This window comes from Sinosporangium album (genome assembly GCF_900100605.1).
Lineage (GTDB): Bacteria > Actinomycetota > Actinomycetes > Streptosporangiales > Streptosporangiaceae > Sinosporangium > Sinosporangium album.
The window spans coordinates 314,546-335,778 of sequence record NZ_FNCN01000003.1 but is presented as its reverse complement, the minus strand read 5'-3'; the positions used below and the strand labels follow the sequence as shown (position 1 = coordinate 335,778).

Genomic DNA, 21,233 nt, shown 5'->3' with positions numbered 1-21,233 from the left:
CACGCAGGCCGGGGGAATTCCAGCGCCACCCGGGGCGCATACGCGCGAATACGCCTTTCCCGCACCGGGGACCTGCGCCTTTTCACCGTCGGTGTCGGCCAGGTTGCGCCGAATCCGCGGATGCGAACGGCCCCGAAACGCCGACCGGCCCTCACTCGGATCCGTCGAGAGTGGCCAACTGGCCATTCCATATGGCCAATCTGTGGACGAGACCCCGCGCTGGCCACCGAGACGGACGGTCAATAGGTTGTTCGAATGCTTTCGGTATCCCTCGACACCCTTCGCGTGTTCCTCCACGTCCTCGCCGCCACGATATGGGTCGGCGGGCAGTTCACTCTGGCGTTCCTGGTGCCCGCGCTCCGCCGTACCGGCGACGGGGTGACCAAGGTCGCCGCACAGGCGTTCAACCGGGTCGCCTGGCCCGCCTTCGGGGTGCTGGTGCTGACCGGTGTATGGAGCGTCCTCACGATCGGCGACACCGCTCCGGAATATCGGACGACGCTCTTCGTCAAGCTCGGTGTCGTCGCGCTGTCGGGTGCGACGGCCTTCCTGCACACCCGCGCCAAGACCAAGGGGGCGACCGCGGCCTTGGGATCCCTCAGCGGGGTGTTCGCGCTGGCCGCCCTCTTCCTCGGGGTCACGCTGGGCTGAAGGGGCACACTGAGCTGAAGGGCCGGACCACGGGGCCCAGCGCGACGGGCGGGGTGCGGATCGCACCCCGCCCGTCGGCGTCCCCGGTGTCCGGGAGATGTCGGCGCCGGCTAGGCGGGAAGGGTGACCGGCGCGCCGGCGCCGAGCCTCGCCTGAAGGCGGTCGGTGGCGAGGACGAGGAACGGGCGGGTGCCGTCGAGGCCGAGCACGCGGAGCCGCTCGGCCATCGGATGGTCGCCGGAGGCGCGCAGCCGCAGACCGGACACCAGGTGGAGGCGTTGAGCCCCCCGGGTGTCGACCAGGGAGCGCAGGGTGGCGCCGTCCTTTCTGGAGTAGGTCACGAGATCGAGCTCGGGGCCGGGCGTCCACGGCCCGAGGCGACCGGCGAGCTCCATGACGGGCCGCCCCTCCTCCCGCACGTCGACGGTCAGCACGTTGCCCGACAGGGCCACACCCACCTGCGCGGGGAAGGCCGGATAGCCCCATACCTCACGGGCGAGGCCGGGGGCGACGGCGCTGCCCGCCGCGAGGCCCGGCGCCCCGCCGGGGCCCATCGCGAGGTCGAGCACCCGCAGCCCCGATCCGCGCCGGTCGCCCCGCCTGAGGAGCTCCGGCCAGACGAGCAGCGGCCTCGGCCGCCACGGGTCGTGGACGACCACGGCGACGCCGACCTCCTGGAACGCGCCGATCGAGGTCTTCCGGTAGGCGCGGGGCAGAACGGCGACCACGGCACGGCCGCCGAGCAGAGCGGGCGCGAGGCCGGTGCCGGCGAGCAGTTCGCGGGCGGCGTCGGCGTCGGCGTGGAAGAAGGCGTTGACCGCGGTGCCGTCGGAGCAGCGCACCGGCATCTCCACGGGCCCCGAAGCGGTCTCGGTGAGCGAGGTGGCGACGGTGAGGAACGGGAAGCCGTCGGGGGAACGCACCTCGTCGAACAGCCGGTATGCCTGAGCCGCGGTGACCGTGCCCTGGTAGGGGGCCAGCGACGCGTTGATGTGCTCCCTGGCCTCGTGGAGGTCGTATTCGAGGTTGTCGAGGTAATGCCAGGCGTTGTGGCAGACAGGGAACTCGTGGGTGGAGTCCGTGTAGTCAACGACGTACCAGTCGGGGTGGAAGTGGAACGGGGATCCGGGCCCCTGCCCGTCAAGGCTCGGGATCAGGTCGTGCTGGTTGGTGATCGTGGCCACGAAGACGTGCGGGGGAGGCTTTTTGAAGTCGACCGGCGCCCCGATCGCGATCACGTGGGTCAGGGAATAGCGCTCGTGGAACGCGGGCTCCTGGGCGAGGTTCATGGCCGCCGCGCCGCCCTCGCTGTGTCCGATGACCGCGATCTCCGCCTTGTCCGGCACTCCGAAGTGCTCGATCGCCTTGGCCACCGCCCTCGTGTAGGGCGACTCGTTCATCAGGGTGTTGCGCCACGCGCCCACCATGTCCTGCGGCGAGTCGTTGCGCGGCATCCCGCATTGCATGCCGGGGATGTGTACGGCATAGCGTTCGACGCCGTCGGGCCCCTGGATGCGCTGGATGAGGACACGCCCGGTGTTTCCGACGATCGCGATGTTGCGCAGGAAGCCGTTGACCGTGCCCGCCTCGCTCAGCTTGGCCCGCTCGGCCGGTGCGAGCTCGACGGGCTCGGCCGAGCCGTCGCCGACGTCCCACCGGCACACGGCGTTGACGGACACGCCGAGCAGCGGCTCCGATGTGATCGACCGCCCCGCGGCGATGGCCCATCCCGACTCGTCGTTGGCGGGGTTTTCGTCCAGCAGCGCGTTGACAGCGAGCAACTCGATGAAGATGGGGGCGATGCGGGTGAGGGTCTGCTGGATGCCTCGGTCCTTGACGATCTCGCGGAGGGCACGGGCGGCCTGCAGGGACTTGTCGGCGCTGACGGCCTGGATCAGGCGGTGGAGCGCCGGGTCGGTCATGCATTCGGGGTGGGCCTCGGCGACGGCCGCGATGCGCAGCCGCAGGGAGGTGACCGCCACCATCACCGCCAGGCTCTCCTGCCCGGTCCAGCCGCCGATCCGCTCGGCTGTGGCTCCGAGCCTGCCGCCGGTGAGGGCGTAGCCGAGTCCGCGCGGGGAGACCACAGCCCGCAGCAGCGCCCGCTGCGCGGCGAGGGCCGAGCGTGCGGCCCTCCCCCGGGCGCCGGCGAGGCCGAGCCGCGAGACGGTGGCGGTGAGCCTGGCCGACACTCCGCGGATCTCGTCGGCGGCCCTGGCGATCTCGGCGGCGACCTGGCCGACCACCGCCAGGTCGCCGGCGTAGGTGCCGGTCTCGCCTCGCTCCAGCACGTCGCGGTCGGCGTGGACGGGCCCGGCGTCCGGGTGGGTCATGTCGTCGACGCTCATCGCGGCCTCCTGCGCCCCAGCAGGTCGCCGGCGTGCTCCTCCATGCGCTGGGCCGCCACCTCCAGTTCGGCGGCGGCGGCCATGCAGCGGCTGATCTGCTCGCGCACGGTGGCCTCGAACCAGGCGGGCATCATGGGGTTGCCGCGCAGTTTCACGGCGGCGTCCCGCAGGCGCAGCGCCTGCTCGGTCATGCGCCGTGCGTCGGCCCTGGTGTTCTGGGCCAGCATCGACACACGCACAGGTTCAACGGCCATGGCGGCTCACCTGTCCTTCGGACATGTCGCGGGCGGTTCCTTCGGACGTGTCGCGGGCGGTCACGAGAGCCTCCGCCACGGGGCGAAGGCGTTGCCGAGCCCCGCGAGGGCGGGGGCCAGTTCGGGGTGGTGGCGGTGGATCACGTCGACCATGCCGGTCTCGTCGATCCACGCGAGGCCCTCCGGCGTGTAGGTCTCCGGGGTGTAGAGGTCGGTGAAGAACGGGTCGCTCTTCAGGCGCCGCGAGGCCATCAGCAGGAAAATGCGGAACGCGGTCTCGGAGAAGCCGAACCCCTGCGGCGGGGTCTCCGCGTACATCCCGACCATCGTGTCGATCCTGTCGACGTCGCCGTCGTAGACGTCGCGCAGCAGGTCGCCGGACTCCAGTTCGCCGAAGCCGGTCACCGGGCGCTTGCCCAGCATGCGGCGGAACGCGTTGTAGCGGGGGACTCCGCGTTCGCGGTCGCGCACGATGTCGACGGTGCCGAGGTCGATGTGCTCGCCGTTGATGCGGAGGAGGTCGCGCAGGACGGCGGGGTGGTTGTGCAGGGTGATCGCGCCGGGGTGCATCACACCGAAGCTGTAGAAGAGGTCGGCCATGCCGTACTTGTCCACAGCGCCACGGGTGTCGAGCCCCTGGAGCGGCATCAGGCCGACCGTCTCCACGAGCCCGCCCCTGTGGTGGGAGCGGATCGGGTAGTCGTCGCGGATCAGCGGGTGGAGCCGGTAGCAGGTGACGAACTCCTCGGTCGTGGAGTACGGCGCGCCGTGGTGGTCGTGCCGCGATCCGAGGATGCCGGAGATCACGTCGCTGCGGCCGAGGCGGCCGTGGCCGCGCCGCCACCGCGCTCCGACCAGCCCGGACCAGTTGATGTTCATCCCGAGGCGCAGCGCGCGGGTGTCGAGGATGCCGGGCGTCCACTCGACCGTGTGGATCTTGGCTATGACCGCGGTGTTGATGAGCCTCGCGGTCTGGAACAGCCGCTCGTCCCCCCAGGACGGGTAGGAGGCGCGCAGCATGTCGCAGATGGCGTTGTGCTCACGCGCGAAGAGCGTGTGCATCATCGACAGGCCGACCCAGTAGTTGTCGGAGAAGCCGGTGAGGTCGATGCCGGACAGGCCCGGAGCGTCCTCGTCGGGAAGCCGCCCGCCGACCATGGCCAGCCTGCCGTCCTCGCCCGAGCGCAGCCGCAGGCAGCGCTCCTCGGAGCTGCCGTAGAGCTGGGAGCCGTCCCACCAGTGGGTGACGGTGTTCTCGTAGGTCGGCGGCCGCCCGTCCTCGGTGTGGGCGGTCGGGTCGGGGCGGGTGCGCCGGATGCGCATCGGCCGCTCATGCCACGGGTCGTCCTCGGCGAGCTCGACCTCCAGCGGGGCGGCCTCGTGGTTGTCCCCGTGGCTGAACCAGTCGTGGTTCTGGAACTGGATCCAGGCCGCCGCCAGCATGTTGAGCGAGCGGGCCGGGATGAACCCGGTCCGCGTCAGGAGCCGGTCGGCGACCTCGCGCGGGTTCGGTGACATCAGCCGGTCCATCGGCTCGGGAAAGGTCATGGCGAGCGGCGCGTTGCGGTCGAACCGGGTGCCGACGCGGCCCATGTCGACGTCGTCGAGGTCGTAGCCCGACCCGTCGTAGCTGCGGTGGGCCGGCGTCCCCGGGGACGCGGTGCGGGAGCGCTCGCCCCCGGCGCCGCACGTGTCGTGGAGGTTGTGTCTGCGCAGGTCTTCGCGCATGCGTGCCAGAGCGGCCACGGCGAACGGCAGGACCCGTCCGTGCCACGGCTTCTCGGCCCGCCGGCGACTCTCCAGGGGCCGCTCGGGGACGCTCCCGGATGCGCGGTGCACGGCCCCTCGATCGCCGGGGGGCCCGTCAGAGGGGCGGCCCGACGGGTCGCCGCTCTGGGTGGGTCGCTCAAGGACCATGTGATTCTCCCGCTTGGATCTCTCCACCATCGATTGTCGCGTAGCGTGACAGCACGCGAACCCAACGTTACATTCTCTGAACCTTCAGAGAAGGACCGCGCGAGGAGGGACGGATTTACGTGAGTATCGTTCGTACCGCCGTGTTCGATTTGTTCAGAGCACACGGCATAACCACAATTTTCGGCAATCCAGGATCAACCGAATTGCCGATGTTGAATGAGTTTCCGGGCGATTTCCGATATGTGCTGGGGCTCCAGGAGGCCGTGGTCGTCGGCATGGCCGACGGATTCGCCCAGGTCTCGCACACCACGGCACTGGTGAATCTGCATACCTCCGCCGGCCTTGGCAATGCCATGGGCGCCATAGTCAACGCCGCCGCGAATCGCACGCCTATGGTCGTCACGGCCGGCCAGCAGGTCCGCGCCATGATGACGATGGAGGCGCTTCTGACGAACACCGATGCGACAATGCTCCCGAGACCCGCCGTCAAATGGTCATATGAGCCACCGCGGGCCCAGGATGTCCCGGCCGCGCTGGCCCGCGCATTTCACCTGGCGAGTTCTCCTCCCGCGGGGCCCGTCTTCGTCTCGCTCCCGATGGACGACTTCGACGCCGAGGTCGACGAGGCCGAGAGTCTCACCCTCGCCCGGCGCAAGGTCGTGTCCCGCACGCCGCCCATGCCGGGGCCCATCGCCGACCTCGCACGGCGGCTCTCCTCGGCGGTCAACCCCGCCCTCGTGCTGGGCGGGGAGGTCGCGTCGACCGGGGCGATCGAGGTCGCCGTGGCGCTGTCGGAGCGGGCGGCCCTCCCGGTGTGGACCGCCCCCTTGGAGGGGCGGCTCTGCTTCCCCCAGGACCACCCCCACTTCCAGGGCTTCCTGCCGCCCGGCATCTCCCTGGTGTCGGCCGCCCTCGGCGGACACGACCTGATCGTGGTGATCGGGGCGCCGGTCTTCCGCTACTACCCGTACCTTCCGGGGGCGTTCCTCCCCGAGGGCGCCTCACTGGTGCACATCACCTCCGACCCCCAGGAGGCGGCCAAGGCCCCGGTCGGCGACGCGATCGTCGGCGACGCGCGGTCGGCGCTGGAACTGCTCACCGAGTACGTGACCCCCTCCGGCCGCCGGGTGCCGCCCCGGGGCAGGCCCCAGCCCGAACCCGACCTCGTCGAAGAGGGCGGGATGTCGCCGATCAGCGTGTTCGCCGCGCTGGCGGAAGCCGTACCCTCCCACGCGATCTGGGTGAACGAGTCGCCGTCCAACTCGCTGATGTTCCAGGACCACGTGCGCATCGGCGCCGACGGCGCCTACCTGTTCACGACCGGCGGCGGCCTCGGATTCGGGCTGCCGGCCGCCGTCGGGGCCCAGCTCGCCGCCCCCCGCCGCCCGGTCGTCGCGGTCATGGGCGACGGGTCGATGCACTACGCGCTGCCCGCCATGTGGACGGCCGCGGCCTACGGCGTCCCGCTCACGGTCATCGTGCTCACCAACAGGGAATACGCCATCCTCAAGTGGTTCGGCCGGTTGGAGAAGGTCTCGGGTATTCCCGGGCTCGAACTCCCCGGCATCGACATCCGCTCGATCGCCGAAGGCTACGGCCTGGCGACCCGCCACGTCACGACCCGCGACGAGCTCACCGCGGCGGTGGCGTCCGCCGTGTCCGCCAAGGGGCCCACGCTGATCGAGGTCCCGATCATCTCTACCATCGAGGACCTCAACCGATGACCACGTCCGTCGAACTCACCTGGGTCTCGGCGCTGCGCGCCGGCCTCGCCTCCGACATGGTCCACGACGACGCCGACACCCTCGAACGGCATTCGCGCGACAGCGCGCCCTTCAGCCCCGCGGGCACCCCCGCCGTCGTCGTCACCCCCGAGACCGCCGAGCAGGTCCGACACGTCCTGCGGGTCGCCCACGCCCACGGGGTGCCGGTCGTGCCGCAGGGGGCCCGCACCGGCCTCGCCGGGGCCGCCAACGCCGACGACGGCTGCATCGTGCTGTCGCTGCTGCGCATGAACCGGATCCTGGAGATCGACCGGGGCAACCGGCTGGTCCGCTGCGAGCCCGGCGTCACCAACCGCGGCCTTTCCGACGCGGTCGCCGCGCACGGGCTGTTCTTCCCGCCCGACCCCGCCTCCTGGAACGACTGCACCATCGGCGGCAACATCGCGGTGGGCGCGGGCGGGCTGTGCTGCGTGAAATACGGGGTCACGGCGGACTACGTGCTCGGGCTGTCGGTGGTCCTGGCCGACGGCGAGCTCGTCAGGACGGGCCGCCGCACGGTCAAGGGCGTCGCCGGCTACGACCTCACCAGGCTGTTCGTCGGCTCCGAGGGCACGCTCGGCGTCATCGTGGAGGCCACACTGTCGCTGCGCCCGGCACCCGGCCCGTCGCTCGCGATGCTGGCGCAGTTCCCGTCGGCGACCGCCGCCGGCGAGGCGGTGGCGGCGATCATCGGGAGGGGGCACGTGCCGTCGGCCCTCGAACTCATGGACCAGGTGACCACCCGGGCCGTGGCCGACGTCGGCCACCCGATGCTGTCGGGAGACGCCGCGGCCACGCTCATCGTCGAGTGCGACGACCGCGACCCGGCGGCCGAGGTGGCCGCCATCGCCGAGCTGTGCCGTACGGCCGGAGCCGTCGCCGTGACCGTCGCCGCGGACCAGGAGGAGTCCAAGCGTGTGCTCGACGCGCGGCGGCTGGTGCTGCCCGCGCTGCAGCGGCAGGCGGCCTCGCTGCCCGGCAGGCCGACGGCGTTCATCGAGGACGTGGCGGTGCCGCGCACCAGGCTCGCGGAGTTCATCGACCGGATCGCGCTGATCGCCGCGGAACACGACCTCTACATCTCGACGGTGGGGCACGCCGGCGACGGCAACCTGCATCCGACGGTGGTGTTCGACCAGGCCGACCCGAGCGCGTTCGCACGGGCCGAGAGGGCCTATGACGCGATCATGGAGGCGGGCCTCGCGCTCGGCGGCACCATCACCGGCGAGCACGGCGTGGGCATCTTGAAGCGGGAGTGGCTGCGCCGCGAGCTCGACCCCGGAGCGCTCCGGATCCAGCAGGGCATCAAGAACCTGCTGGATCCGGAGGGCGTCCTCAATCCTGGGAAGGTGCTGGCCTAGAGTCCGCGCCGGCCTTTCGCGCCTCGGGCACCGCCTCCCGGGGCGCGGACGGACCGGGCAGGCGCACCGCGAATCTGAACCTCGCCGCGTTGATCGTGAGCGGAAGCGGCCGGTCGGCCCGCATCTGCGGTTCGAGCAGCTCGTAGCGGCGGTCGCGCAGCAGGGCCGCGAGCGCCGCCGGGCCGATCAGGAGCGCCAGGCTAGCCCCCGGGCACTGGCCCCGGCCCCGGCTGAACGGATTGATCCACCAGTCCTCCCCCGCCTCGCCGGAGATCCACGCCTCGGGCGCGAACCGGTCGGCGTAGCCGAGCTGCGGGTTCCTGTGGTGCAGCGACGCCGGGATCATCACGTTGACCCCCGCGGGGAGCTTGTCGCCGTGCCAGTCGACCGGCTCGGTCGTCACCCGCATGAGCGTCGGGACGGGCGCCCACAGGCGCAGGCCCTCCAGCAGGCTCGCCTTGAGGTACGGCATCGCCGTGACGGCCGCGACCGTGCCCTTGCCGTATTCCTCCTCGGCGGACCGGATGTCGGCGGCGGCCTCGGCGGCCTTCAGGGGGTGGACCGCGAACAGCGCCAGCGTCTGCATGATGCCCATGCCGAGCACGTCGAAGGCCATGAGCCAGTGCGACACCTGTCCCACCGGGTCGGTCCTGGCGCTGGAGGGGGCCTGCGCGAACATGGCCATGAGGCTGCCGGGCTCGGCCTTCGCGGCATAGGAGCGGATCTTGCCGTTCATCCTCCGCAGCAGGGCGCGGTTGCGCCGTGAGCGCCACGTGCGCAGCCCCAGCCAGTTGGCCTCGGCGCGCAGGGCCCGGAGCAGGCGGCTGATCCGGATGTCGTTCCGCGCCGAGTCCCCGAACAGGATGCGCCGGGCCGCACGGGCGAACGCCGCGTCGAACGCGTCGCGGGTGAGCAGGCCCACGCCCACACCGGCCAGCAGGACGTCCATCTCGTCGGCGACGACGGTCATGAAGTGGTCGCCGAGCGGGTGCACCCGCTCCTCCGCAGCCAGGACGGCCTCGTTGAAGCCCTTGCGGTCGTCGCGGAGCTCGCCGGCCGACAGCACCAGGGAGTCGGGCTGGAACAGGCTGAGCCCTGCGACCTTCTCGGGGCTCGCCAGGGAGAAGGCGTGGTCGGAGGCGGACAGGACACGTTTGATGTCGCCTTGCGACAGCACCAGCAGCACCGGGCCGACCGGTCCCCTGACCCAGATGGAGCGCCCGCCGTACCGGACGCGCAGTTTGGTGACGACGTCGTTGGCGCGCCGATTGGTGTCGAGTCTCGCCATCAGGTCCAGCCAACGCGGCTGGGTCGTGAACGCGCCGCGCAGGAGACCCGGAATGGTGTAGGTCAGCGAGAACCGGAGGTTCTCCAGTGCCGTGGCACGCGGAATGGGCTTTGCCATAGCGGTCCCCCCAAATGGACGCCTGGACATCTGGACGATGCCCTACCCGCGAGTCTCGGACAGAGCACCTGACCAGGACAGGAAACCATCTGATCGGGGGGATGCGCCTACCGTTCGCCCCACTCCTAGGGGAACGTTTCGCCCCCTCGGGAAAACCACATCCAGTGAAATCCCGCTAAATATCCTTTAAACACTGCAACCAAAATCCGAGCCACACAGAGCCACGCAGAGCCACACAGAGTCGCACAGCGCCACTGGTAAAACAAATGGAGCTCCAATTAGTGCTCTCCCCGCCTTTCGCGGCTTCGCAGCCTTTCACGCCATTCGCAGGGAGATCGTGGTTCACGCGCGAAGGCGGCCCTCCCCCAGGGCCACCGCGAGCTCCCACAGGCCGTCCACCACGAGATCGGCCTGCGCCGCCTCCGGCCGGGCCGCGTGCACATAGCCCCACGGCCCCCGGCGGAGCAGCGCCGCGCGCATGCCCGCCTGCTTGGCCGGCACCACGTCGTTGTCGAGCCGGTCGCCCACGTAGAGGATCTCGCCCGGCCCGCATCCGGCGACCTCCACCACCCGGTCGAAGAACTCGGGCTTGGGCTTCTCCACCCCCCAACCCGCCGACGTGTGGATCGAGTCGACCGGCAGGTCCATCGCGGCGAGGGCGCCCTCGGCCTGAGGCGGCTGGTTTCCGGCGACGATCACCTGGTGGCCGGCCTCGCGCAGGGCGGCGAGGCCTCCCCGGACGTCCGGGTAGAGGTCGTCGGCGTCGAAGTTCTCGCGCAGCCCGTGCGGGTCGTCACGCTCCCAGGCGGCGAGCTCGGCGTCCACGTCGAGCCCCGGGCGCACCAGCTCGAAGGCGTCGGAGTACGACCGGTCCACCGCGACCATGCTCCCGAGCACACCCAGCATGGTGAGCCTCGGCACTCCGAGCCGGTCCGACCACCGCGACCAGATCCGCGTCTCGTCGATCAGCGTCTCACCGACGTCGAAGACCACTACCCGGACCATGCGCCTTCTCCTTCCACCGCGTCCCCGTACTTTACGGGCCGAAGCCCCACATCATCTCCACCGGGCTCTACGGGGCGAAGCGGTCCATGGCCTTGCGGATGCGCTTCTCGGAGACGGGGGCCGGGGTGCCGATGGCCTGCGCGAAGAAACTCACCCGCAGTTCCTCGATCATCCAGCGCACCTCGGCGACGTCCTCGGCCTCGCGGCGCGCGGGCGGGAGCCGTTCGAGCAGCTCGTGGTAGTCGTCCTCGACCCGGTGCACCGTCGCCATCCACTGCCCGTCGCGGAACGGGTCGTCGGGCAGCTTGTCCAGCCGCCGTTCGACCGCCCGCAGGTAGCGGTGGAGGTCCGGCAGGCGCCGGTAGCCCGTCTCCGTGACGAAGCCGTCGAAGACGAGGTGCGAAAGCTGATCGCGTACGTCGGCGACGGCGTCGGCCACCCGGGGCGCGCCGAGCCCGGCGAGCCGTACGCCGATCCCGTGCCAGACAGCGAGCGACCGCTCCACCCTGGCCACGACCTCGGTCGTCGTGTCGACCAGATGGGACCGGACGTGGTCGCGCAGCGCCGCGAAACCCGCGGCGTTCCAGGCGGGGCCGCCGGCCTCGGCGACCAGCTTGTCGGCGGCGCAGGCCACGCAGTCGTCGAACAGGGCGCCCGCCCCGGCGTGCGGGCTCCGGCTCAGGGACAGCTTGGCCTGGTTGCCGAGGCCGCCCAGCACATGCTTGACCGGCGAGGGCGAGTTGAGCAGGATCAGCCGCCGCGTGCCCTCCCACATCGAGCGGCGCTGCTCGGCCTCGGTCTCGAACATGCGGATCGCGACGCTGTCACCGTCGTCGGCCAGCGCGGGATACGCCTTCACGCGGCCCTGTTCGAACAGCGTGGGCAGCTCGTCGAAGTCCCAGGCGCGCAGGCCGCGCCGTTCGATGCCGCCCCCGGCCGCCGACAGGGTCTCGCGCACTCGGCCCGCCAGCGAGCGCTTGAGGGCGTCGAGGTCCTTGTCCTCGGCGATGGCGCGCTTCCCGTCATCGAGGACGCGGTAGGTCACCCGCAGGTGGTCGGGCACCTGGTCGAGGTTCCAGGCGTCGCGCGGCACCCGGATGCCGGTGAGCCTGAGCAGTTCGCGTTCGACCGCCTCGAGCATCGGCTCCTCGCCGGCCCTGACCGCGCTCAGCACCCGCCGCGCGTAGTCGGGGGCGGGCACGAAGTTGCGGCGCAGCGGCTTGGGCAGGGACCGGATCAGCGCGGTGACGAGGTCCTCCCGGAGGCCGGGGATCTGCCAGTCGAACCCGTCGGCGCTCACCTGGTTGAGCACCTGGAGCGGCACGTGCACGGTCACGCCGTCGGCGTCGGCCCCGGGCTCGAACTGGTAGGTCAACCGCATGCGCTGCCCGCTCTGCCGCCAGACGTCGGGGTAGTCCCGCGCGCTGACGTCCGCTCCCTCGTTGATCAGCATCTCGGATGAGAACGTGAGCAGGTCGGGGTCGCCGTGCCGGGCCTTCTTCCACCAGGCGTCGAAGTGGCGGGCGGAGACCACATCGGCGGGCAGCCGCGCATCGTAGAAGTCGAACAGCGCCTCGTCGTCGACGAGGATGTCCCGGCGGCGGGCGCGGTTCTCCAGCTCCTCGACCTCGCCGAGGAGTTTGCGGTTCTCCTTGAGGAAGCGGTGGTGGGAGTCCCAGTCGCCCTCGACGAGGGCGTGGCGGATGAACAGCTCGCGGGAGAGCTCGGGGTCGATGCGGCCGTAGTTGACCTTGCGGTCGACGACGATGGGCACGCCGTACAGCGTGACCCGCTCCAGGGCCATGACGGCGCCCTGCCGCTTCTCCCAGTGCGGTTCGGAGTAGGCGCGTTTGACGAGGTGGGCGGCGAGCGGCTCGATCCAGTCGGGCTCGATCTTGGCGTTGACGCGCGCCCAGAGCCTGGAGGTCTCGACCAGCTCGGCGGACATCACCCAGCGCGGCTGCTTCTTGAAGAGCGCCGAGCCGGGGAACACCGCGAACTTCGCCCCGCGCGCGCCGAGGTATTCGTGCTTCTCCGGGTCTTTCAGGCCGACGTGGGAGAGCAGTCCGGCGAGGAGGGACACATGCACTTTGTACGGCTCGCCGGGGGTGCTGTTGAGCGTGACGCCGAGCGTGGAGGCGACCTGGCGGATCTGGCTGAAGATGTCCTGCCATTCGCGGACGCGCAGATAGTTGAGGAACTCGGCCTTGCAGAGCCGACGGAACTGACCCGACGACAGCTCGCGCTGTTTCTCCCGGAGGTATTCCCAGAGGTTGAGATAGGTCTGGAAGTCCGACTCCTTGTCGGTGAACCGGGCGTGCATCTGGTCCGCGTGCTGCTGCTTGTCGGTGGGCCGCTCGCGGGGGTCCTGGATGGACAGCGCCGCGGCGATGACCATCACCTCGCGCACGCAGCCGTTCTTGTCGGCCTCAAGCACCATGCGCGCGAGACGCGGGTCGACGGGCAGCGTCGCGAGTCTTCGGCCGAGCGGGGTCAACGACCGCGCGGAGTCGAAGGCGCCGAGTTCCTGCAGCAGATTGACGCCGTCCTTGACCTGGCGCTGGTCGGGGGGCTCCACGAACGGGAACGCCGAGATGTCGCCGAGGCCGATGGAGGTCATCTGCAGGATGACCGAGGCCAGGTTGGTGCGCAGGATCTCCGGATCGGTGAACTCGGGGCGGGCGAGGAAGTCCTCCTCCTCGTAGAGGCGCACGCAGATGCCGTCGGAGGTGCGTCCGCAGCGGCCCTTGCGCTGGTCGGCCGACGCGCGTGAGACGGCCTCGATGGGCAGCCGCTGCACCTTGGTGCGGTGGCTGTAGCGCGAGATCCTCGCGAAGCCCGGGTCGATCACGTATTTGATGCCGGGGACCGTCAGCGAGGTCTCCGCCACGTTGGTGGCGAGCACGATCCGCCGGCCGCTGTGCGGCGCGAAGACGCGGTGCTGCTCGGCCGCGGCCAGGCGCGCGTAGAGCGGGAGGACCTCGGTCCGGGGCAGGTCGCGCTTGACCAGCGCGTCGGCCGTGTCGCGGATCTCCCGCTCACCGCTGAGGAAGACCAGGACGTCCCCCGGCCCTTCGGCGCTCAGCTCGTCGACCGCGGCGATGATGCCCTGGATCTGGTCGTCGTCCTCGCCGAGCGGGCGGTAGCGCACCTCGACCGGGTAGGTGCGCCCCGACACCTCGACGATGGGGGCGTCCCCGAAGTGGCGCGAGAAGCGCTCGGGATCGATCGTGGCCGAGGTGATGATCACCTTGAGGTCGGGGCGCTTCGGCAGGACCTGCTTGAGGTAGCCGAGGATGAAGTCGATGTTGAGGCTGCGCTCGTGGGCCTCGTCCACGATCAGGGTGTCGTACTGCTCCAGCAGGCGGTCGTTCTGCAGCTCGGCCAGCAGGATGCCGTCGGTCATCAGCTTGACCAGGGTGCCCTCGCCCACCTGGTCGGTGAACCGCACCTTGTAGCCGACCGCCTGGCCGAGCTCGGTGCCGAGCTCCTCGGCGACGCGCTCGGCGACGGTGCGGGCGGCGATCCGGCGCGGCTGGGTGTGGCCGATGAGGCCGCGCACGCCCCTCCCGAGCTCCAGGCAGATCTTGGGGAGCTGCGTGGTCTTGCCCGAGCCGGTCTCGCCGGCGACGATCACCACCTGGTGGTCGCGGATCGCCGCGAGCAGGTCGTCGCGGCGCTGACTGACCGGGAGCTCCTCGGGGTAGCGCAACTCCGGCACGGAGTCGCGCCGCAGCCGGACGCGGGCCTCGGCCTTGTCGACCTCCGCCTCGATCTCGGCGAGGATCCTGTGCCGTGAGGCGTCGTCCCTCACCCGCCGCAGGCCGTCGAGGCGGCGCCGGAGCCGGCCCCGGTCGCGGGTCGTCAGCTCCGCCAGGCGGGCGTGCAGATCGTCGAGCGCAGATTTCAAGGAAATGTTCCCATGGCCGTGGTCCCCCGGCCGCGCACCTCCCGCACGGCCACCCGACAGGATAGGCAGAACGGGTGGGGTCTCCGCCAACCGATTACCCCTGACGCGCGGCCGGACGGCACACCGGAGGCTACCCGGTCGGTGTCAGATCGTGGACGAAGACGACGTTTCCGTAGGCCGGGTTGTCCGTGTAGTTCTGCACTCCGCCGAGGTAGGCGCGCTGGTAGTTCACCACCCACGGGACGGCCACCACGGCCCGCTCGTCGATCAGTTCCCGCTGCAGCTCCTCATACGCCTCCTCGGCCGCCCGCCGGTTCGTCGCGGTCAGGCCGGGAAGCTTCTCGATCCGCGCGTCGAGATCGGTGTTCTTCATGTAGGTGAAGTTGAACGAGATCGGATCGGTGTGACGGAAGATGTTGACGAACCACGAGTAGGCGTCGGGCGTGTCAGGCCACCAATACATCACGAAGATGTCCTGGCGCTTGCGGGGGTCCTTGCTCTTGCCGAGGTCCCACTGCGCCTCCCACTGCATCGCGCGGGCGTCGACGGTGACGTTCAGCGCGGCGAGCACGGAGTTCAGCCGGGAGACCAGCACCCGCTGGTCGTCGTCTCCGGCGGCGTAGGTCAGGGTGAGGCGCAGTTCCCGGCCTCCGGGGCCGTACCCCGCCTCCCTGAGCAGGGCCTCCGCCGCCGCGAGGTCCTGCCGCGGCACCATGTCCCGCGCGTGGCCGAGCATGCCCGTGGGCACGATGCCGCTGGTCTGGGAGCCCGCGCCCTTGAGTGCGGCGACCACCCCGTCGTAGTCGAGGGCCTTCTGGACGGCCTTGCGGAGCCGTACGTCCTGGAGGGGGCCGCTCGCGGTGTTGAAGAGCATGAGCATGGTCTGGAAGGACGGAACCTCCATAGTGCGGATTCCGCCGGCCGTGGACGCCTTCCGGTAGAGCTGCGGGGACATCCGGCTGACGTAGGTGGCCTCGCCGCGCTGGAGGAGCTGCCAGGCCGCCTTCATCTCGTTGACCGCCCAGAACTCGACGTTCTTGTAGTGCGGCCCTTCCCAGCCGCCCCAGTAACCCTCGTAGGCGGTCAGCCGTACCTCGCTCCGCTTGCCCTTCTGCCATCTCGCGATGGTGTACGGCCCGGAGCCGGCGTCGTGTCCTTTCTCGAACCATTCGCCGAGGTCCTCGTCGCCGGCGGCCTCGGTGTCGTAGATGTAGGCCGCGTAGCTGGAGGCGGCCACCAGGTCGAGCGGAACGGGATACTTGAGGTTGAAGATCACGGTGGTGGGGTCGGGCGTTCCGATGGAGTCGACCGGGTCCCAGATATACGCCGCACCTTGGGCGAGTTTCCTTGTGCGCTCGATGGACGCCTTGACGGCGGCGGAGTCGACCGGCCTGCCGGTGTGGAACGTCGCCCCGTTTCGCAGGGTGAAGGTCCAGGTCTTGTTGTCCGGGGTGGAGGTCCACCCGGTCGCCAGGCGCGGGCTCGCCTTCTTGGTGACGGGGTTGTAGATCGTCAGACCCTCGTAGATGTTCTGCATTGCGATGATCTCGTTGGAGTACGAAATCGCGGGGTCCCACGATGTGACCACGCTAAGGTTCGTCACGTACACGAACGTGGACTCTTTCGCCGACTGCGCCGAGGTCGTGCCGACCGGTTCGGCCTCCCTCGCGGTCCCGTTGGAACAGGCGGTTAAGGCGAGCGCTGTGACCGCGGCGACCGCGAGAGCGATGATGCGTGCTGACCGGCGCATGTTCGGCGGGTCCTTTCCTGCCATAACTGATCAAGATCGACGCTACTGCAAGATCACAGCGGAGAGTAGTGAAGACAGTAGTGGATGCGATATTTCCCGATATCTCAGCCTGTAGGGATCAATTCCGCTCGTTGCACTGCTAGCCTCTTCCCCTGTCTCCCCCGGGGTTCACGAATAGCTCCAACCCCACCACCCCCCGAACACGAGGGACGAGTGTCATGGGTACCCCTGGCCGTGCACGAGACCGTTCGATCCGGTCCAAGATCGTGGGCCTGCTGCTGGTCCCTCTCCTCTCTTTGATCATCCTCTGGGTTCTGATCGCCAGCGGCGCCTTCGTCACCAGCTTCGACCTGCGCGACCACTCCACGGTGTGGACGACTCTGCGCCAGCCCGCCGACCAGTTGGTCATCGAACTCCAGCGGGAACGACTGCTCTCCGCCAGGCGGCTCGCTCTCGGCACCGCACCGCCCCGGGGCGACACCGACCGGATCGGCCTCACCTCTCAACGCGCCCGCACGGACGAGATCAGGAAGAACTTCAGGAATCTCGCGCTTTCCAACGCGTCGCGGGAGGCGACCAAGGAAGCGACCCGTAAGCACGTCGACCAGGTTCTGGTGCGCCTCGAACGACTGGCCGATATCCGCGCCGAGATCGATATCGGCCTTTCGGATCGACTTCGGGCATATGAGGCATATAATGACATTTCAGACTCAATTTCCCGGATGCTGGAGAGTCTGGCGCTTGTTGACGACATCCCTATCTACCAGCAGGGCCGAGTCCTCATTTCGCTCGCGTTCGCCAAAGAACTGCTGAGCCGCGAACAGAGCCTCGCCGCCGGCGGCCTCACCGGCGGTGGCGAGATGACCGGTGAAGAGCGCACGCTGTTCACACAGATCGTGGGCAACCGCCGCTTCACCATCGACCAGTCCCTGGCGGAGCTCGACCCCGAGCTGCGCGAGCAGTTCGTCAACGTGATCACGATGCCGGAGTACCACCGGCTGCGCATGCTCGAAGAGCAGATCATCGGCGGCGCTCCCCTGCGACCCGGCGGCCTGAACACCTGGCAGAGCGTCTCCGACTCGGTCAGCGCCTCCCTGCAGAGCGCCCAGAACGCGACCGCCGCCGACCTGTCCAAGCGCGCCGAGCCGATCGCCGACTCGCTCCTGCGCAACGCCTACCTCTGGGGCGGCCTCGGCCTGGTCATCGTGATCGCCTCGGTCCTGATCTCGATGCGCCTCGGAAGCCGCCTCACCCGCGAGCTCTTCCGCCTGCGCCAGGCGGCGATCGAACTCGCCCAGAGCCGGCTTCCGACGGTCGTCGAAAAGCTCCGCAAAGGCGAGGAGATCGACATCGCCGCAGCGGCGCCGCCCATCGCCGGGCACGGCAACACCACCGAGATCCAAGACCTCAGCCGGGCCTTCTCCACCGTCCAGCACACCGCGGTCGACGCGGCCGTCGGCCAGGCCCAGCTCCGCAAAGGCATCGGCCAGGTCTTCCTCAACCTCGCGCGGCGCAGCCAGACCCTGCTGCACCGCCAGCGCATCCAGCTCGCCGCCATGCAGGAGCACACCACCGAGCCCGACTCGCTGGAAGAGCTGTTCCGGCTCGACCACCTCACCACCCGCATGCGGCGCCACGCCGAAGGCCTGATCATCCTGTCCGGCGCGACGCCGGGCCGGGGATGGCGCAAGCCGGTCCCGCTCCTGGACGTCATGCGCGGCGCCGCCGCCGAGGTGGAGGACTACACGCGGGTCACCGTACTCCCGATGGCCTCCCACTCCCTGCAGGGATCGGTGGTCGGCGACGTCATCCACATGGTCGCCGAGCTGGTGGAGAACGCCACCGTCTTCTCACCGCCCAACACCGCCGTGCACGTCCGGGGTGAGATGGCCGCCAACGGCTTCGTCATCGAGGTCGAGGACCGAGGTCTGGGCGTCAGCCCGGAGAAGCTCGCCGAACTCAACGATCGGCTGCTGAACCCACCGGAGTTCGACCTGGCGGAGAGCGACCGGCTCGGCCTGTTCGTCGTCGGCCGTCTGGCCAACCGCCACGGCGTCCAGGTGACGCTGCGCACCTCGCCGTACGGCGGAACCACGGCGATCGTCCTCATCCCGCGCGACCTCGTCGTCGCTGAGATGGAGGAGCCCGCCGAACCGCAGGCGCCGGCGGTCGCGGGGCCCGCGACCATCGAGAGCAGGCGCATGCTCGACCCCGCCCCCACTGCCCCCACTGCCCCCACTGCCCCCGCCGCCCCTACCGCCCCCGCTGCTCCCGCCGCCAGGCAGGTCGGCGGGTCGGGCGTCGGGTCAGGCGGCAGGGCCGCCACCGGCCCCATCCCGGCGATCCCCCGGCCGGCGCAGCCCCCGTCCAGGCCCGCCAGGCCGCCCCGGCCCGCCGCCGTGCCCCCGCCGCCGCGCCTCGCACCGACCCCCTCCGCCGCGGCCGGCCGTACGGGCGGATCCGGCGAGCGTTCCGACGCGCGCCCCGGCCCCGGCGACGCGCGGCAACCCTCCCGTGACGTACGCTCCGATGAGCGGGCGAGCCTGCCGCGCAGAGTCAGGCAGGCCAACCTCGCCCCGCAACTCCGGGAGGTCCAGCCGCTCGGAAAGCGTGAGACCGAGCGAGACGAGGGCGCCGCGCCCGTGGAGCGTTCACCCGAGGAGGCGAAGCTGCTGCTGAGTTCGCTGCAACGAGGGTGGAACCGAGCACGTCTGGAGAGTGAACTGAGCGAGGAGGGCGACAAGTGAGCGCACGGCCGGCCCATGTCCACGTTCAAGATCCCCGGAGCGTGTGAATGAGTGAGCATGGGGAGCGCTGGCTGGACGAGGACGCCGGTCCCGTCGTCCCCGCCTACGCCTTGACCCGGGGACGCGCCAAACCCTCAGGCACCGCCATCGACCTCATGGCGGTCATCACCGCGACCAGTAGACGCCGGCCCGGCAACCTCACCCCCGAGCAGCTCACCATCCTGGAGCTGGCCGCGCGGGCGACGCCGCTCGCCGACATCGCCTCCGAGCTCGGCCTGCCTCTGGGGGTGGTCCGCGTCCTCGTCGGCGACCTGCTGGACCAGCAGTTGGTCACCGTACGGCCCCCGGCCCCCGCGGCCCAGCTCCCCCAGGAGCGGATCCTGCTGGAGGTCATCGACGGCCTGCGCGCCCTCTAGCCGCCCGCCGTCGGCATGGAGCCGCACAGCCCGCGTGGAGCCGTCCAGAGCGCGTGGTGCATCCGGACTCGGCGGAGCCGTCCGACTCATGCGGAGGCGGGGAGCGTCGACCGCTCCCCGCCTCGGCGCGTTCCCACCGCCCCTCCCGTCCCGCCCGCCACGCTTGACAGGCCCGGCATGCGCGCCGGACGGCCCGTGCGCTGCGAGGGCGCCTCTGAGGGCTCCTCAGAGGGCCGGAGCGAGCCTCGCGACGCACGGCGGACGCCATGGGCCCGGCGGTGGGAGTGCGCGTCCCAGAGGAGCGCCTACTTGACGTAGACCTTGGGAGCGGCCTTGGTCACGGGCTTGGAGTTGCCGTGCGGGAACGCCGCACCGGGCCATATCGCATGGAGTTTCGCCTGGCTCGCGGTGGTCAGCGACATCCGCTGCTTCATGATGAGCCACTGGACGGGACTGTGGTACTCCCCCTCCCGCTTGGTGGTGAGTGAACCGACGTAGCGATAGGCGGAGACGTCGGCGGGCAGCAGCCCGCGGAGGGCGATGTTGTTCCTGACCGGGAGCATGGGCGGGTCGGGCGGGCAGATCTCGACCGGAGGCGCGGAGTCGATGAGCTTGTCGTGCTCGCCCGACTGAGCCGTGGCCGATGTGTCAAGGTGGACGGCCAGCACGAGGTAGTCGCCCTTGGCGTTCTGGTGGACGAGGTGGGCCTCGACCTCCGCGCTCGTTTTGTCGATCTTGTGCTCGCTCGGCGCGTGGTAGTGCACGTTCTTGAGTTCGTACTTCTCATCCCCGTACTTCACGAAGAAGCCCGGTGCGGGGATGCCGCGGACGTCCTCCTCCTTGTGGCGGCTCCTGCAGGGCTCCTTGGCCTGGTACTGCATGAGCATGCGCGACGTGGCGCCCCAGGGATAGAGCACGGTGAGCGTGGGCTGGTCGGGGTCCGCCAGAACGCTTGAGGTGTCGATGTCGATGGGGCTTTCGACAGCCCTGAGCTTCGCCGCTGCCGTTCCGCAGCCGGCGGACACGACCGACACAACCGAAAGCAGCGCGAGGAGAGCGATCGGGTTTCTGCGGGCATGACGGAGGTACATTTCTCTTCCCTTCAATGGCGTGCCACCACCACGTGCATGGACTGCGGAGTTCCGGCGATTCACGGAGATTCCGGAATCGGCGGAAATCCGAGGTCGCGACAATCGGAGGCCGCGGGATCCGAGGCCCCGTTTCCGCTCCCGGAACAGGACGCGCCGTCAGGCACCTATGCCGGGAGGTGTCGGCTTCGCTGCCAGAGCCGTACGTGGGGCGTGATTTACATCACGGCGGTGAATGTGATTCAGCGCACACATCTCCTGGGGGTGCTGCCCCAGGGGCTCAGACAAAACCATACCCTTATCGGATGCATTGCGAGGAAGCCGTCCTATAAGTGGTCGCCGCTATTGCGAAACATCCTCATTATGAGCCGAAAGCAATCATTCGGCCACGGCGAAACACGTATCTAACCTGCCGGCCATATTTTAGATGGACCACCATGCACGCTCGGTAGGGGAATGAGGCTTTCCCGTTACCGGAATGCCCGCTCTGTAACTTCCGGGCGAAAACTCCTCCGCTTGGCCACCTTCATTGACCTGCGAAATCGCCAGCGGTCTAGATAAATGAGAGAGTGCTCATGACACATTCATCTACGTGTCATTCACGGCGACTTAGCGTCC

The 21,233-nt window shown here is 69.8% G+C and carries 13 protein-coding genes; 5 read left to right on the top strand and 8 right to left on the bottom strand.

Features of this window, described 5'->3' with window-relative positions; genetic code table 11:
- The first annotated feature begins 255 nt into the window (after nucleotides 1-255).
- Nucleotides 256-651, top strand: a complete 396-nt coding sequence (locus tag BLQ73_RS04825; RefSeq protein ID WP_093168613.1) for a hypothetical protein — start codon at nucleotides 256-258, stop codon at nucleotides 649-651.
- A gap of 110 nt (nucleotides 652-761) precedes the next feature.
- Here the strand turns inward: BLQ73_RS04825 and BLQ73_RS04820 are convergent, their stop codons facing one another.
- The 3 genes from BLQ73_RS04820 to BLQ73_RS04810 are packed head-to-tail and all read right to left on the bottom strand — an operon-like array spanning nucleotide 762 to nucleotide 5,170.
- Entirely contained in the window at nucleotides 762-2,999 is a 2,238-nt protein-coding gene (locus BLQ73_RS04820) for an acetoacetate decarboxylase family protein (protein WP_093168611.1), read from the bottom strand.
- The gene (locus BLQ73_RS04815) at nucleotides 2,996-3,253 is read right to left on the bottom strand and encodes a hypothetical protein (protein ID WP_093168609.1); all 258 of its coding nucleotides are present in this window, start codon (nucleotides 3,251-3,253) and stop codon (nucleotides 2,996-2,998) included. The genes BLQ73_RS04820 and BLQ73_RS04815 overlap by 4 nt, the downstream gene beginning before the upstream one ends.
- A gap of 60 nt (nucleotides 3,254-3,313) precedes the next feature.
- A complete protein-coding gene (locus BLQ73_RS04810; protein ID WP_218125619.1) occupies nucleotides 3,314-5,170 on the bottom strand; it encodes a peroxidase family protein in 1,857 nt (618 codons plus the stop codon).
- A gap of 119 nt (nucleotides 5,171-5,289) precedes the next feature.
- Between BLQ73_RS04810 and mdlC the strand changes: the two genes are divergently transcribed.
- Together mdlC and BLQ73_RS04800 are read left to right on the top strand one after the other, a co-directional pair.
- A complete protein-coding gene (gene mdlC / locus BLQ73_RS04805) occupies nucleotides 5,290-6,894 on the top strand; it encodes a benzoylformate decarboxylase (protein ID WP_093168607.1) in 1,605 nt (534 codons plus the stop codon).
- Nucleotides 6,891-8,294, top strand: a complete 1,404-nt coding sequence (locus BLQ73_RS04800; RefSeq protein WP_093168605.1) for an FAD-binding oxidoreductase — start codon at nucleotides 6,891-6,893, stop codon at nucleotides 8,292-8,294. The genes mdlC and BLQ73_RS04800 overlap by 4 nt, the downstream gene beginning before the upstream one ends.
- Here BLQ73_RS04800 and BLQ73_RS04795 read toward each other — a convergent pair.
- The 4 genes from BLQ73_RS04795 to BLQ73_RS04780 all read right to left on the bottom strand — a co-directional run bounded on the left by BLQ73_RS04795 (nucleotide 8,269) and on the right by BLQ73_RS04780 (nucleotide 16,364).
- A complete protein-coding gene (locus tag BLQ73_RS04795; RefSeq protein ID WP_176955275.1) occupies nucleotides 8,269-9,699 on the bottom strand; it encodes a cytochrome P450 in 1,431 nt (476 codons plus the stop codon). The two genes, BLQ73_RS04800 and BLQ73_RS04795, sit on opposite strands and share 26 nt — an antisense overlap.
- Before the next feature lie 342 nt (nucleotides 9,700-10,041).
- Nucleotides 10,042-10,704: an HAD family hydrolase gene (locus BLQ73_RS04790; RefSeq protein ID WP_093168601.1), complete on the bottom strand. Its 663-nt coding sequence runs from the start codon at nucleotides 10,702-10,704 to the stop codon at nucleotides 10,042-10,044.
- Between the two features lie 67 nt (nucleotides 10,705-10,771).
- Nucleotides 10,772-14,614 carry an ATP-dependent RNA helicase HrpA gene (gene hrpA / locus BLQ73_RS04785; RefSeq protein ID WP_093168599.1) on the bottom strand — a complete coding sequence of 1,281 codons (3,843 nt, stop codon included), beginning with the start codon at nucleotides 14,612-14,614 and terminating at the stop codon, nucleotides 10,772-10,774.
- Nucleotides 14,615-14,744: 130 nt separating this feature from the next.
- Complete coding sequence (locus tag BLQ73_RS04780) at nucleotides 14,745-16,364, bottom strand: ABC transporter substrate-binding protein (protein WP_093168597.1); 1,620 nt, start codon at nucleotides 16,362-16,364, stop codon at nucleotides 14,745-14,747.
- A 218-nt stretch (nucleotides 16,365-16,582) separates the two neighbouring features.
- Between BLQ73_RS04780 and BLQ73_RS04775 the strand changes: the two genes are divergently transcribed.
- On the top strand, nucleotides 16,583-19,111 hold the full coding sequence (locus BLQ73_RS04775; protein WP_093168595.1) for a sensor histidine kinase: 2,529 nt from the start codon (nucleotides 16,583-16,585) through the stop codon (nucleotides 19,109-19,111).
- Nucleotides 19,112-19,158: 47 nt separating this feature from the next.
- A complete protein-coding gene (locus tag BLQ73_RS04770) occupies nucleotides 19,159-19,527 on the top strand; it encodes a DUF742 domain-containing protein (RefSeq protein WP_093168593.1) in 369 nt (122 codons plus the stop codon).
- A gap of 305 nt (nucleotides 19,528-19,832) precedes the next feature.
- Here the strand turns inward: BLQ73_RS04770 and BLQ73_RS04765 are convergent, their stop codons facing one another.
- On the bottom strand, nucleotides 19,833-20,618 hold the full coding sequence (locus BLQ73_RS04765; protein WP_093168591.1) for a carbonic anhydrase family protein: 786 nt from the start codon (nucleotides 20,616-20,618) through the stop codon (nucleotides 19,833-19,835).
- Nucleotides 20,619-21,233 lie beyond the last annotated feature (615 nt).

Bases quoted from the DNA above. Each gene is read 5' to 3' on its own strand.
- BLQ73_RS04765 (WP_093168591.1), bottom strand. From the start codon at position 20,618: ATGTACCTCCGTCATGCCCGCAGAAACCCGATCGCTCTCCTCGCGCTG.
- BLQ73_RS04820 (WP_093168611.1), bottom strand. From the start codon at position 2,999: ATGAGCGTCGACGACATGACCCACCCGGACGCCGGGCCCGTCCACGCC.
- BLQ73_RS04815 (WP_093168609.1), bottom strand. From the start codon at position 3,253: ATGGCCGTTGAACCTGTGCGTGTGTCGATGCTGGCCCAGAACACCAGG.
- BLQ73_RS04810 (WP_218125619.1), bottom strand. From the start codon at position 5,170: ATGGTCCTTGAGCGACCCACCCAGAGCGGCGACCCGTCGGGCCGCCCC.
- BLQ73_RS04790 (WP_093168601.1), bottom strand. From the start codon at position 10,704: ATGGTCCGGGTAGTGGTCTTCGACGTCGGTGAGACGCTGATCGACGAG.
- BLQ73_RS04770 (WP_093168593.1), top strand. From the start codon at position 19,159: ATGAGTGAGCATGGGGAGCGCTGGCTGGACGAGGACGCCGGTCCCGTC.
- BLQ73_RS04780 (WP_093168597.1), bottom strand. From the start codon at position 16,364: ATGCGCCGGTCAGCACGCATCATCGCTCTCGCGGTCGCCGCGGTCACA.
- BLQ73_RS04775 (WP_093168595.1), top strand. From the start codon at position 16,583: ATGGGTACCCCTGGCCGTGCACGAGACCGTTCGATCCGGTCCAAGATC.
- BLQ73_RS04800 (WP_093168605.1), top strand. From the start codon at position 6,891: ATGACCACGTCCGTCGAACTCACCTGGGTCTCGGCGCTGCGCGCCGGC.
- BLQ73_RS04825 (WP_093168613.1), top strand. From the start codon at position 256: ATGCTTTCGGTATCCCTCGACACCCTTCGCGTGTTCCTCCACGTCCTC.
- BLQ73_RS04795 (WP_176955275.1), bottom strand. From the start codon at position 9,699: ATGGCAAAGCCCATTCCGCGTGCCACGGCACTGGAGAACCTCCGGTTC.